Source organism: Streptomyces callyspongiae, from assembly GCF_047200695.1.
In the GTDB taxonomy this organism is placed as follows: Bacteria; Actinomycetota; Actinomycetes; order Streptomycetales; family Streptomycetaceae; genus Streptomyces.
In genome coordinates, this window is record NZ_JBJZOM010000006.1 from 184189 (window position 1) to 196996 (window position 12808).

The following is a 12808-nucleotide window of genomic DNA, read 5'->3' on the forward strand; positions in this document are numbered from 1 at the left end:
CATCTCGCAACGCGGTCGTCTCCACGCCGATATACGAACGTCATGGGCTGAACTCCGTACGAACCTCAGGCCGGCCACCGCCGCTCTCCCCCGTCCCACCTGCGTCCCACCCGCATTCGGCAACGACGGTCCACGCGGGTAGACGGCCGGCCGGAGACTGGCACCGTGTGCACCTGCGCAGACCGCCGGCCGGCCGACCGGTCCCGCCGCACGACGACGGCCCGGGAACCGGTCACTCACTGGTGCCGGTCCCCGGGCCGTCGCGGGGTGGAGAGGCGCGCGTCAGCGCTTGGCACGGGCCGCCGAGCGGGCGCGCTCCTTCTGGTCGAGGACGACCTTGCGGATGCGCACGGTCTCCGGAGTCACCTCGATGCACTCGTCCTCGCGGCAGAACTCCAGCGACTGCTCCAGGGACAGCTTCCGCGGCGGCACCAGGTTCTCGGTGGTGTCCGCCGAGGCCGCACGCATGTTGGTGAGCTTCTTCTCCTTGGTGATGTTGACGTCCATGTCGTCGGCGCGCGAGTTCTCGCCGACAAGCATGCCCTCGTACACCTCGGTGCCCGGCTCGATGAAGATGGTGCCCCGCTCCTGGAGGTTCATCATCGCGAACGGCGTCGCCTTGCCGGCGCGGTCGGCGACCAGCGAGCCGCTGCTGCGGGTGCGGAGGTCGCCGAACCACGGCTCGTGGCCCTCGGAGATCGAGTGCGCGATACCGGTGCCACGGGTCTCCGTCAGGAACTCCGTCCGGAATCCGATCAGACCACGGGCCGGGACGACGAACTCCATCCGGATCCAGCCGGAACCGTGGTTCGTCATGGTCTCCATCCGACCCTTGCGGGCGGCCATCACCTGGGTGATGGCACCCAGGTGCTCCTCGGGCGCGTCGATGGTCAGCCGCTCGATCGGCTCGTGGAGCTTGCCGTCGATCTCCCGGGTGACCACTTCGGGCTTGCCGACCGTGAGCTCGAAGCCCTCGCGGCGCATCGTCTCCACCAGGATGGCCAGCGCCAGCTCGCCGCGCCCCTGCACCTCCCAGGCGTCGGGCCGCTCGGTGGGCAGCACGCGGAGCGAGACGTTGCCGATCAGCTCCTTGTCGAGGCGGTCCTTCACGAGTCGGGCGGTGACCTTGTGGCCCTTGCCGCCCTTGCCGACCAGTGGGGAGGTGTTGGTGCCGATCGTCATGGAGATCGCCGGCTCGTCCACGGTGATCAGCGGCAGCGCCACCGGGTTCTCGGCATCCGCGAGCGTCTCGCCGATCATGATGTCCGGAATGCCGGCCACCGCGCAGATGTCGCCCGGGCCCGCCACCTCGGCCGGCTTGCGGGTCAGCGCGTCCGTCATCAGCAACTCGGTGATGCGCACGTTCTGCACCGTGCCGTCGCGCTTCATCCAGGCCGCGGTGCGGCCCTTCCGGAGTTCGCCGTTCTTCACCCGGCACAGCGCGATACGGCCGAGGAAGTTGTCGGCGTCGATGTTGGTGACGTGCGCCTGGAGCGGGGCGTCCTCCTCGAAGGTCGGCGCCGGCACCGTCTCGAGCAGGGTGGTGAAGAACGGCTCCAGGTCGGTGCTGTCCTGCGGCGGGGTGCCGTCCTCCGGCTGGGTGAGGGAGGCGACGCCGTCGCGGGCGCAGGCGTACACGATCGGGAACTCGATCTGGTCCTCGTCCGCGTCGAGGTCCAGAAAGAGGTCGTAGGTCTCGTCGACCACCTCGGCGATCCGCGCGTCGGACCGGTCGGTCTTGTTGATGCACAGGATGACCGGGAGCCGCGCCTGCAGTGCCTTGCGCAGCACGAAACGGGTCTGCGGCAGGGGGCCCTCGGAGGCGTCGACGAGCAGGACCACCGCGTCGACCATCGACAGGCCGCGCTCCACCTCACCGCCGAAGTCGGCGTGGCCGGGAGTGTCGATGATGTTGATGACGACCGGCTCCCCACCCCCCTTGGGGTGGTACTTCACAGCGGTGTTCTTGGCGAGAATGGTGATGCCCTTCTCGCGCTCCAGATCGTTGGAGTCCATCACCCGGTCGTCGACCGACTCCAGCTGGTGCGCCGCGAAAGCGCCCGCCTGCTTGAGCATGGCGTCGACCAGGGTCGTCTTTCCGTGGTCGACGTGGGCGACGATGGCGACGTTACGGATGTCGTGGCGGGTGGGCATGCGTGGGCGCTTCTCCCGGAGTCGTGGATGACGGCGCGACCGGTCCGGTCCGCGCGGTCGCCGGGGCTCGTCACGTGTGTCGTGGCGCCGCGGCCTGTCACGCCCCATCCTACGGGGCCGCCCGCACAAGGACGGCCCCGGGTGTCGACCTGAGCGCCGGGGTGTGCTAGTCCGCCCGGGCCCACCGTCCCGGGCGGAGCACCGGTGCCCTACCGCGTCCAGCCGATGTCCGCGTAGCGCGGCGTCTGGAAGCCGAAGGCTCCGACGTTCGCCAGGCCCTCCCGCACCGCGACCAGCTGTGGCCGCTGGTAGAGCGGCACCGAACCGGCGGCGGCCCAGATCCGGGCGTCCGCGTGCCGGAGCAGCTCCTCCCGCTTGCCCGCGTCGAGCTCGCCCGCCGCCTCGGTGAACAGCTGGTCGATGCGGTCGGTGCCGACCCGGGTGTAGTTCTGCCGCACGGCGAGCGAGCCGTTGGCGGCGGGCATCGGCTTGGCGAAGATCGGCCCGGCGTCGGTGGCGGGGAACGCTCCCGCCGGCCAGGAGTAGAGGGCCAGATCGAAGTCGCCGGCGGTGACGCGCTCCCGGAACCGGTCGGCGTCCGCCACCTGCTCGATACGGGTGCGGGCCCCCACGGCGCGGAACTGGTCGGCGACGTCCGCGGCCGTGCGGCGGACCACCTCGGTACCGGGCCCGGACGGGACGAGCAGGCGCAGCGTGAGCGCCTCCCCCTTCTTCGTCAGCACGGAACCGGTCCGACCGGTGTTTTTGCCGTCCCCTCCGCTCTTGGCGTCCTTCCTGCCCTTCGCTTCGTTCGCGTCGGCCTCGGCCTCCTCGTCCCGGCCGCCCACCGGCTCGTTGCGCCAGCCGGCATCGGCCAGCAGAGCCTGCGCGGACTCCACGTCCCGCTCCCCGAGGGCACCGCTGTTGTCGCTGTACCCCGCCTGGTCGCGCATCCGCAGGTGACTGCCGAGGGCCTTCGCCGGCAGGCCGAGACCGGTCAGGGCACGGTCCGCGAGCGCGTCGCGGTCCAGCACGCGGGCGAGCGCCCGCCGCACCCGTTCGTCGGCGAGCGGACCGGATCCGCCGTTCAGGGCGAGCTGGGTGTACGACGGCGCCAGGGCGCGCCGCACGTCGTAGGTGCCGAGGTCGCCGTTCTTGCCGGCGGCGCCCTTCGCTCCCTTCGCGTCCTTCCGGGAGGTGCCGCGGCCCTGCTTGGCGTCCGTGGTGGGCACGCCGTCGATCCGGCGGGCGAGCTTGGCCGACACGTCGGCGAGGTCGACCTTCCCCGCCGCGAGCGCCCGGGCCCGCCGGCCGGGCGGCACGACGGTCAGCGCGATTCGCTCCAGCTTGGCCCGCTCCCCCCACCAGGACCGGTTGCGCACCAGGGTGACCGCGTCCTCCTCGTCGGAGGCGACGGGCTGCACCCGGAACGGTCCGGCGGCCGCCGGGAGCTTCGTCCGCGCCTCTTCGTTGAAGGCGTGCGGCGAGCCCATCACCGACTTGGGGTAGAGCGGGGTGAACAGCGCCTGCCAGTCGGCGTACGGCTCCTTGAAGGTCACCTCGACCTGCCGGGGCTCCTCGCCCCTGACGACCTCGGCGATCCGGTCGTACCCGGCGTTCCGGGCGCTCCAGTACGCGCTGTTCCGTCCGTTGAGCGCACGCCACTGTGCCCGGAAGTCGGCGACCGAGACGGGACGGCCGTCGCTCCACTCGGCGTCCTCGGCGAGGGTGTAGACGACGGTCTGCCGGGGCTCGGTCGCGGTGACCTCGGCCGAGGCGAGGTAGTCGTGGTCCGCCTGCGGCCTGCCGCGGCTGTCCAGGGTGAACAGCATGGGCAGGGTGGCCTCGGCGATCCGCTCGGTCGCGCCGGTGGCACCGGGCTGGTAGACGTTCAGCGTCGTCGGCATCGCGTCCACCGCCCACCGGACGGTGCCGCCGCGGGAAACCTCCTCGCGGGGGGCGACCCGCAGGTCGCGGGCCGCGCCGCTGGTGCCTTCGGGCGAGTCGTCGCCCGAGCTGCACGCCGCGAGCGGCAGCAGCAGGCCGCCGGCGGCGAGTACGACCGCGCAGCGCCGCGCGGCGGTGTCGAGAAGGGGTGCGGCTGACATCGCGGGGACCTCCGGGGGCGCACCGCCGACCGCGGGTCGGATCGGGCGGTCTCGCATCTACGGCTCGATACGACCACTGAAGGGGACCGCACGGCGCGGGGCACCCCGACACGTCCATCCGTGCCGCCGTACCACCCGGCCGGAGGAGGCTGCAGCGGCCGTTTCCCATCCGTGCCGCTCCGGGACCGAGAGGTGTGCCGGGGCGTGGCCGCCCTGCCCTACCCGTTCTTGACGCGGCGTGGGAAACCGCCTCGGATACAACGGCAGGCCGGCGAAGCGCGCCGGCTCCGTCCAGGCGGGAGTTGCCGTGCACATAACCGAAGCGGACACCTTCGACCCGGAAGAGATGCAGGCGCTGTACGAGTCGGTCGGCTGGGGCGGGTACGCCGGGGACGTCGGGAGACTCTGCCGGAGCCTGAAGAACTCCCATCTGGTGCTCACCGCGCGCGACGGCTCCGGCGCCCTCCTGGGACTGGCCCGGACCCTCTCCGACGACGAGACCGTCTGCTGGGTGCAGGATCTGCTCGTCCACCCGGGGCACCAGCGCCGCGGGATCGGCCGTGCGCTCGTCCAGCAGCTGACCGAGCGCTACGCCCACTGCCGGTTCTTCCTGCTGGCGACGGACCACGAGTCCACACCGGAGGGCCCGCGCAACCACGCGTTCTACCGCAGACTGGGCTTCCTCTCCTTCGAGGAGAAGCTCATGAGCGGGTTCGGCCTGCCGCGCCCGCGGCACTGACCGCGGACCCGTGACGGCTCCCCGGGGTGCGCCGGCGCCGGTCCCGCACCGGAGGGGCGCACACCTCTGCGCCCGCGCCCCGCTATGCACCCTTTGCACCGCAACCCCTGCTCCGCCCGGTCTGTCCAACCCTGTGACCGTGCCGGCCCCGCCGCACCCCCGGGTGCGGGGAGGGGCGCGGTCCGACCACCGGACCAACACACGACCGAAGCAAGGGGGAACACCTCGATGCGTACGAGAATGACCGCCGTCGCCGCGGTGGCGGGCGCACTGGCACTGCTTCCGGCAGCCTCGGCCTTCGCGGGCTCCGGACCGCACCCCGCTCCCGAACGGCGACAGGCGGCCGGTGCCGCCGCGGCGCCCTCGGCCGCGGGCAACCCGCAGTCCGCGCGAGCCCGTGCCGCGGGCGTCTGCTCCGACGCCTACGAGATCGGCAGCCGCGGAGTGATCCACCGCAAGGGCGAGAAGATCGGCTCGGTCAAGCAGTTCTACTCGCCGGCCTGCGACGAGAACTACGGCTACCTGTGGGTGTGGCAGAGCTTCCACGACACCCATTCCGGCTACGACGTCAGCATCGGCGTCTTCAGCTACGACCGCGGCACCGTGGTCGGCAGGCGCAGCTGGTCGGGCACCAACGGCCAGGAGTTCTGGTCGAACGGGGCGACCACGGTCTCCGAGTGCACCTCCGCACTGGGAACGGTGCGCGCCGCGCCGGACCCGATCGCGAGCAACGCCTGGAGCACCGAACGCTGCTGACGGCACCCACGGCCCGGGGCGCTCGACGCCCCGGGCCCACCGGCCCCATGGGGCCCTCCCGCACCACCCGTTCGAGCCACTCGCACACTCGGTCGGGGGAATCCCGGTCCGCGCCCTTCACAACGGGAGTGTGACGCGGAACACTCTCTGGCGCACCAGCCGAGCCCACCCGCAACGAAGCGGAGGTGCCGCAGACATGACCCTGCAGGACGACATGGCCGGGGTCCAGCGCTGTCTGGACGAACTGAACCACTGTGTGAGCCGACTCGAGCAACAGATCGGCGGCGGCCTGGAGATGAGGCGGGTGCGCAGCGACACGGAGCACCTGCGGGAGTCCTTCGCGCTGCTCCGCGCCGCGAGCCCCCAGACCTCGCCGCCGCCGCGCCCGGAGATGGTCACCATCCCCGACACGCCGTACGACTCGGCCCTGTGGACCGACGCCGAGGACGAGGGGCTCGGGGCCCGGGACCGGCACGCCCCTTAGGGGTCCGGCGGCCGGCGCAGCACCCGGGGACCGCGCGCGTTGACGCGGGCGTGACCCGGGCGCCGCGTCGGCCGTTGCACTCCCGCCGGCTCTCCGCGCCCGCCGACCACCGCCCTTCCCTCCTCGACGGAGTCACCCTTGGCCACCGGAACCACTCACCCCACCGAGCCCGCAGGCCCGGACAGCTCCGGGCGCGGTCTCGCGCCCGAGGGCGTCGGCGCCCCGGGACGCGCCGCGATCCCCCGACGCCACCTCCGCGTGGACCGGTGGTGGCTGCCGCCCGCCGCGACCGCCGCGGGCCTGCTCGCGTTCATCGTGTACTCGACGTGGCGTGCCTTCGCCAACGCCGACTACTACGCCGCGCCGTACGTCTCGCCGTTCTACTCGCCCTGTCTCGCGGAGAACTGCGAAACGATGAAGGGCGGGCCCAACTGGGAACTCTTCGGCAGCTGGTGGGGCCTCTCACCGGCACTGCTGATCCTGATCTTCCCGTTGGGCTTCCGCCTGACCTGCTACTACTACCGGAAGGCCTACTACCGGGGGTTCTGGGCCTCTCCCCCGGCCTGCGCCGTCGCCGAACCGCACGCGAAGTACACCGGCGAGACGCGCTTCCCGCTCGTCCTGCAGAACCTGCACCGCTACTTCTTCTACGCGGCGCTACTGGTCGCGCTGGTCCTCACCTACGACACGGCGCTCGCCTTCCGCGACGAGAACTACGCCTGGGGCCACATGGGCCTGGGCACGCTGGTGTTCCTGGCCAACATCGCACTCATCTGGCTGTACACCCTCTCCTGCCATTCCTGCCGGCACATCGTGGGCGGGCGGCTGCGCCACTTCTCCAAGCACCCGGTGCGGTACCGCATGTGGGGTCTCGTCGGGAAGCTCAACGAGCGGCACATGCTGCTGGCCTGGGCCTCGCTGATCAGCGTCGCCCTGGCCGACCTGTACGTGTACCTGCTGGCCACCGGGGTGTTCGAGGACCCGCGGTTCTTCTGAGCCGCACGCCCGCCGCAGCGGGCGACCGGACCACCGAGAGTTTCGAGAGGGAACGCAGACAACTATGACGCAAGTCGAGCACCAGCAGTGGGACGTGGTGATCGTCGGGGCCGGCGGCGCCGGGCTGCGCGCCGCCATCGAGGCGCGCGAGCAGGGCATGCGGACGGCGGTGATCTGCAAGTCGCTGTTCGGCAAGGCCCACACGGTGATGGCCGAGGGCGGGATCGCGGCCAGCATGGGCAACGTCAACGAGGGCGACAACTGGCAGGTCCACTTCCGCGACACCATGCGGGGCGGGAAGTTCCTCAACCAGTGGCGGATGGCGGAACTGCACGCCAGGGAGGCTCCCGACCGGGTCTGGGAGCTGGAGACCTGGGGTGCGCTCTTCGACCGCACCAAGGAAGGGAAGATCTCGCAGCGGAACTTCGGCGGTCACGAGTACCCGCGCCTCGCGCACGTCGGGGACCGCACCGGCCTGGAACTCATCCGCACCCTGCAGCAGAAGATCGTCTCGCTCCAGCAGGAGGACTTCCGGGAGACCGGTGACCACGAGTCCCGGCTGAAGGTCTTCCAGGAGTGCACGGTCACCCAGGTGCTCAAGGACGACACCGCGGGCGGCCGGGTGTCCGGCACCTTCTGCTACGAGCGCGAGTCCGGCCGGTTCTTCGTGCTGGAGGCACCGGCGGTGGTGCTGGCCACGGGCGGCATCGGCAAGTCCTTCAAGGTGACCTCCAACTCCTGGGAGTACACCGGTGACGGGCACGCCCTGGCCCTGCTCGCCGGGGCCTCGCTGATCAACATGGAGTTCGTGCAGTTCCATCCCACCGGAATGGTCTGGCCGCCGTCCGTGAAGGGCATCCTGGTCACCGAGTCGGTCCGCGGCGACGGCGGCGTGCTGCGCAACTCCGAGGGCGAGCGCTTCATGTTCCGGTACGTACCGGAGGTCTTCAAGGACAAGTACGCCACCACCGAGGAGGAGGCGGACGGCTGGTACAAGGACCCGGACACCAACCGGCGTCCGCCCGAGCTGCTGCCGCGCGACGAGGTGGCGCGCGCCATCAACTCCGAGGTGAAGGCCGGGCGCGGCACGCCGCACGGCGGGGTGTACCTGGACGTCTCCACCCGTATGCCGGCCGAGGAGATCACCCGTCGGCTGCCCTCGATGCACCACCAGTTCAAGGAGCTGGCGGATGTCGACATCACCGCGCAGCCGATGGAGGTCGGCCCGACCTGCCACTACGTGATGGGCGGCATCGACGTCGAGCCGGACACCGGTGCGGCGGTCGGCGTGCCCGGACTGTTCGCGGCCGGGGAGGTCTCGGGCGGCATGCACGGCTCGAACCGGCTCGGCGGCAACTCGCTGTCGGACCTCCTGGTGTTCGGACGCCGCGCCGGCCTGTACGCGGCGGAGCACGCGAAGGACCTGGCGGGCGACGCCCGGCCGTCGGTGGACGCGGCACAGGTCGACGCGGCGGCGGCCGAGGCCCTGGCGCCCTTCGGTGCGGCCGGTGAGGGGGCCGCGACGGGGGAGAACCCGTACACGCTCCACGCCGAGCTCCAACAGTCGATGAACGACCTGGTCGGCATCATCCGGCGCGGCGAGGAGATGTCCCGGGCCCTGGAACGCCTCGGCGAGCTGGGGCAGCGGGCCCGGCGTGCCGGGGTGGAGGGCCACCGGCAGTTCAACCCCGGCTGGCACCTGGCCCTCGACCTGCGGAACATGCTGCTGGTGAGCGAATGCGTGGCGCGGGCCGCGCGGGAACGCACCGAGTCCCGCGGTGGCCACACCCGCGACGACTACCCGGACATGGACCGGGAGTGGCGGCGGACGAACCTCGTCTGCTCACTGGCGGAGGACACCGGCGGGCCGGACCGGATCGCGCTGCGCCGCAGGGACATGCCGCCGATCCGCGCGGACCTGCTGGGGCTCTTCGAGAAGGAGGAGCTGATCAAGTACCTGACGGACGAGGAGCTGACCGACCAGTGAGCAGCACGAGCGACACCCGCGGGACGGCGGGGAGCGCCGACGACCCCGACCGCGAGGACGACGCAGCGCAGCGGATCCGTGCCGACGCCCCGGGCGCCGGCGGCGGCCCCGTGTCCGCGGAGCAGGCCGACGGACGGCGCGAGGAGGCCGGCGGGGACGCAGCCGGGGGAAGCAGCTACCAGGCGCACTTCCGGGTCTGGCGCGGGGACGCGGAGGACGGCGGCCTCGAGGACTTCACGGTGGAGGTCAACGAGGGCGAGGTCGTGCTGGACATCATCCACCGCCTCCAGGCGACGCAGGCCCCGGACCTGGCGGTGCGCTGGAACTGCAAGGCGGGCAAGTGCGGCTCGTGCAGCGCCGAGGTCAACGGACGCCCCCGCCTGATGTGCATGACCCGGATGTCCGTCTTCGACCGGGAGGACACCGTCACCGTCACGCCGATGCGTGCCTTCCCGGTGGTCCGCGACCTGGTCACCGATGTCTCGTTCAACTACACCAAGGCGCGGGAAGTGCCGTCGTTCGTGCCGCCGGAGGGCCTGGCACCGGGCGAGTACCGGATGCAGCAGGAGGACGTGCAGCGCTCGCAGGAGTTCCGCAAGTGCATCGAGTGCTTCCTGTGCCAGGACACCTGCCACGTGGTCCGGGACCACGAGGAGAACAAGGAGGCCTTCGCCGGGCCGCGCTTCCTCATGCGGATCGCCGAGTTGGACATGCACCCGCTGGACGCGGCGCAGGAGAACGGCCTCGACCGGCGGACCGGCGCGCAGGACGACCACGGGCTCGGCTACTGCAACATCACGAAGTGCTGCACGGAGGTCTGCCCTGAGGGGATCAAGATCACCGACAACGCACTCATCCCGATGAAGGAACGGGCCGCCGACCGCAAGTACGACCCGCTGGTCTGGCTCGGCAACAAGATCCGCCGACGCCGCTGACCCGCTCCCGGCCCTGCCGGCCCGGAGCGTCCGGCGCCGCCCGCGCCGCCGCTGCGCCGTCCTCGCGACGGCCGGCGGCGGCGCGGGCGCTGCTTGCCCGGACCTGGGGCAGGACGTAGCCTGAGCGCGCTTTTCCCATCACTGCTGCAAAGGGAGCGTCGGTCGGGTGAATGCTCCCACGGTGTACGACGTCGCCGCCGAGGCGGGCGTGTCGATCGCGACGGTCTCGCGCGTCTACCGCAATCCGGATTCGGTCCGGGCCGGGACGCGCGACAGGGTGATGACCGCGGCTCGCACCCTGGGCTACGTGCCCAGCGGGAGCGCGCGCGGCCTGGCCAGTCGCAGTACCCGTGTGCTGGGGCTCTGTTTCCCCGACTACGCCGACCCGGACGCCGAGGACCCGGAGAGCGATCACGACGACGGCCACGACGACGCGGATCGGATGCTCTACTCCGACGAGGTCATCCGCGGCATGGAGCGCGCGGCGCGCCGCCGCGGCTATGCACTGCTGATCGCCGCTTCTCTCGCGGAGGGCCCGCAGAGCCTGGTCGCGGAGGTGGCGGGCCGGGTGGACGGTTTCGCCGTCATGGCGCGGACGGTGCCGACGCGGGAGCTGGAGGTCATCTCGCGGCGGCTGCCGGTGGTGATGCTCGCGGGTCCGCGTGAGGACGCCGCGCTCGATCACCTGGATCACGTCGAGGTCGCGAACTTCGACGGTGAGCTGGCGCTGGCACGGCACCTCATCGGGGATCACGGGCTGCGGCGCCTCGCCTTCGTGGGCGGCGCCCCGGACTCTCCCGACGGCGAGGCGCGGTTCCGCGGCTTCCAGGCGGCGCACCTGGAGGCGGGCCTCCCGGTGCCGGAGGAGCCGCACATCAGACGCGAGCTGCTGACGCAGGCGGAGGGGCGCAGCGCGGTCGCCGAGCTGCTGGCGGAACGCTCCACGGAGGGGCTGCCGCAAGGACTGCTGTTCGCCAACGACCAGATGGCCGTGGGGGCGCTCGCGGAGCTGCGGCGCCGCGGAGTGCGGGTTCCCGAGGACATGGCGGTGGCGGGTTTCGACGGCATTCCCCTCGGGCGCATGGTCGCTCCGGGGCTGACGACCGTGCGACAGCCGATGCGCTCTCTCGGGGAGAAGGCGGTGGAGCTGCTGGTCGCGCGGCTGGAGGACCGCTCACGCGAGCCGGTTTCCACGGTGCTGCCGGTGTCCGTCGTGCGGCGAAGAAGTTGCGGTTGCGGAGACGGAAAAGGCGCCGTTACGCATTCGTAATCCCTGGGGGGCTTGTGGGGGCCGTGGCGCGCAGCGTTGTGTATGCGCTTACAAGAGCGCTCGCCCCACCGACGCGTGCAGGTCCCGCTGCCACGCTCCCCGCTCCAGCACACCCGAGGAGGAGCCCGTGAAGCTCATCCCCCGTTTCGCCGTCGCCACGGCGGTCACCACCACGACCGCTCTGCTGCTGTCCGCCTGCGGCGGCAGCGGAGCCGCCGAGCAGAAATCCGCGGACGACAAGCAGACGCTGACCGTCTGGGGCATGGGCGAGGAAGGCAAGCACCTCCAGACGCTCGGTGACGAGTTCGAGAAGCAGCACCCGAACATCACCGTCGAGGTCACCCCGGTCGGCTGGGACGTGGTGCACCAGAAGCTGGTGTCCGCCGTCGCCGCCGACGAGCTCCCGGACATGGCCCAGATGGGCAGCACCATGATGGGCGAGTTCATCGCACTCGACGCCCTGGAACCCGTGGACGCCAAGACCTTCGACAAGGCCGACTTCTTCCCGGCCGCCTGGGAGGGCAACGTCTCCGACGGCGAGACCTACGGGGTGCCCTGGTACGTGGACACCCGCGTGCTCTACTACCGCACCGACCTGGCGAAGAAGGCCGGCGTCGACGAAGCGCCGAAGACCTGGAAGGACATGCACGGGCTCGCCGAGGCCTACCGCAACAAGGCGGACACCGCGCGGGGCGCCTACCTGCAGCCGTCCGACCTCGGCACCTGGCAGACGTGGGTGCCGTTCCTGTACTCGGCGGGCGGCAGGCTCCTGGACGACGAGGGCAGGCCCGCGCTGAACTCGCCCGAGGCGGTCGAGGCCCTGGAGGCCTACGGCAGCTACTTCGACACCGGCCTGTCGCAGAAGAGCTCGCCGCCCGGATACGACGTCGTCAAGGACTTCGGCTCCGGCCGGGCCCCCATGTTCATCTCCGGCCCCTGGGTGGTGCGCAACATCAGCGACCAGCAGCCGCAGATCGACGGCAAGTGGTCGGTCGCCGCGCTGCCCGCGGGGAAGTCCAGCACGTCCTTCGTCGGAGGCTCCAGCCTCGTCACCTTCTCCAGCAGCGCGCACAAGGCGGCGGCGGAGAAGTTCACCGCCTTCCTGACCGGGGCGGAGAAGCAGGCGGACTGGTACACGATGTCCCGCTCCCTGCCCGCCAACAAGGCGGCGTGGGACAAGCCGGCGATGGCGAAGGCCCCCTACCGCGAGGTGTTCGAGAAGCAGCTCCAGGGCTCGCTCCCGGTGCCGCCGCTCGAGAAGTGGGAGGAGTTCGCGGCGAAGATCGACGAAGGGGTCGCGAAGGTGACGCAGAAGGGCGCCGACCCCAAGGAGACCGCCGACTGGATGCAGCAGCAGACCGAGGGCCTGGTGGGCTGAC

At 71.5% G+C, this 12808-nt stretch carries 10 protein-coding genes; 8 read left to right on the top strand and 2 right to left on the bottom strand.

The features are described from left to right. Nucleotides 1–282: 282 nt before the first annotated feature. Both typA and ACL06G_RS07830 read right to left on the bottom strand, forming a co-directional pair. Nucleotides 283–2154 (bottom strand): translational GTPase TypA, encoded by a 1872-nt coding sequence (gene typA, locus ACL06G_RS07825; RefSeq protein ID WP_412784567.1) that lies wholly within the window; start codon nt 2152–2154, stop codon nt 283–285. A 209-nt stretch (nt 2155–2363) separates the two neighbouring features. After that, entirely contained in the window at nt 2364–4262 is a 1899-nt protein-coding gene (locus tag ACL06G_RS07830) for an ABC transporter family substrate-binding protein (RefSeq protein ID WP_412784568.1), read from the bottom strand. Between the two features lie 307 nt (nt 4263–4569). Between ACL06G_RS07830 and ACL06G_RS07835 the strand changes: the two genes are divergently transcribed. The 8 genes from ACL06G_RS07835 (at nt 4570) to ACL06G_RS07870 (ending at nt 12807) form a co-directional block, all read left to right on the top strand. After that, entirely contained in the window at nt 4570–5001 is a 432-nt protein-coding gene (locus ACL06G_RS07835; RefSeq protein WP_412784569.1) for a GNAT family N-acetyltransferase, read from the top strand. Nucleotides 5002–5229: 228 nt separating this feature from the next. Then, nucleotides 5230–5757 (top strand): hypothetical protein, encoded by a 528-nt coding sequence (locus ACL06G_RS07840; RefSeq protein ID WP_412784570.1) that lies wholly within the window; start codon nt 5230–5232, stop codon nt 5755–5757. A gap of 196 nt (nt 5758–5953) precedes the next feature. Then, nucleotides 5954–6241 carry an Rv0250c family protein gene (locus tag ACL06G_RS07845; RefSeq protein WP_412784571.1) on the top strand — a complete coding sequence of 96 codons (288 nt, stop codon included), beginning with the start codon at nt 5954–5956 and terminating at the stop codon, nt 6239–6241. A gap of 138 nt (nt 6242–6379) precedes the next feature. Then, nucleotides 6380–7237, top strand: a complete 858-nt coding sequence (sdhC, locus tag ACL06G_RS07850) for a succinate dehydrogenase subunit SdhC (RefSeq protein WP_412784572.1) — start codon at nt 6380–6382, stop codon at nt 7235–7237. A 64-nt stretch (nt 7238–7301) separates the two neighbouring features. After that, nucleotides 7302–9224 (top strand): fumarate reductase/succinate dehydrogenase flavoprotein subunit, encoded by a 1923-nt coding sequence (locus tag ACL06G_RS07855; protein WP_412835625.1) that lies wholly within the window; start codon nt 7302–7304, stop codon nt 9222–9224. A 110-nt stretch (nt 9225–9334) separates the two neighbouring features. Next, complete coding sequence (locus ACL06G_RS07860) at nt 9335–10159, top strand: succinate dehydrogenase/fumarate reductase iron-sulfur subunit (RefSeq protein ID WP_412784666.1); 825 nt, start codon at nt 9335–9337, stop codon at nt 10157–10159. A gap of 166 nt (nt 10160–10325) precedes the next feature. Then, the gene (locus ACL06G_RS07865) at nt 10326–11429 is read left to right on the top strand and encodes a LacI family DNA-binding transcriptional regulator (protein ID WP_412784574.1); all 1104 of its coding nucleotides are present in this window, start codon (nt 10326–10328) and stop codon (nt 11427–11429) included. A gap of 127 nt (nt 11430–11556) precedes the next feature. Further along, complete coding sequence (locus ACL06G_RS07870) at nt 11557–12807, top strand: sugar ABC transporter substrate-binding protein (protein ID WP_412784575.1); 1251 nt, start codon at nt 11557–11559, stop codon at nt 12805–12807. The last annotated feature ends 1 nt before the right edge of the window (nt 12808 follow it).

Coding starts and splice junctions, on each gene's coding strand:
- ACL06G_RS07830 (WP_412784568.1), bottom strand. CDS start 4,262: ATGTCAGCCGCACCCCTTCTCGACACCGCCGCGCGGCGCTGCGCGGTC.
- ACL06G_RS07845 (WP_412784571.1), top strand. CDS start 5,954: ATGACCCTGCAGGACGACATGGCCGGGGTCCAGCGCTGTCTGGACGAA.
- ACL06G_RS07840 (WP_412784570.1), top strand. CDS start 5,230: ATGCGTACGAGAATGACCGCCGTCGCCGCGGTGGCGGGCGCACTGGCA.
- ACL06G_RS07855 (WP_412835625.1), top strand. CDS start 7,302: ATGACGCAAGTCGAGCACCAGCAGTGGGACGTGGTGATCGTCGGGGCC.
- typA (WP_412784567.1), bottom strand. CDS start 2,154: ATGCCCACCCGCCACGACATCCGTAACGTCGCCATCGTCGCCCACGTC.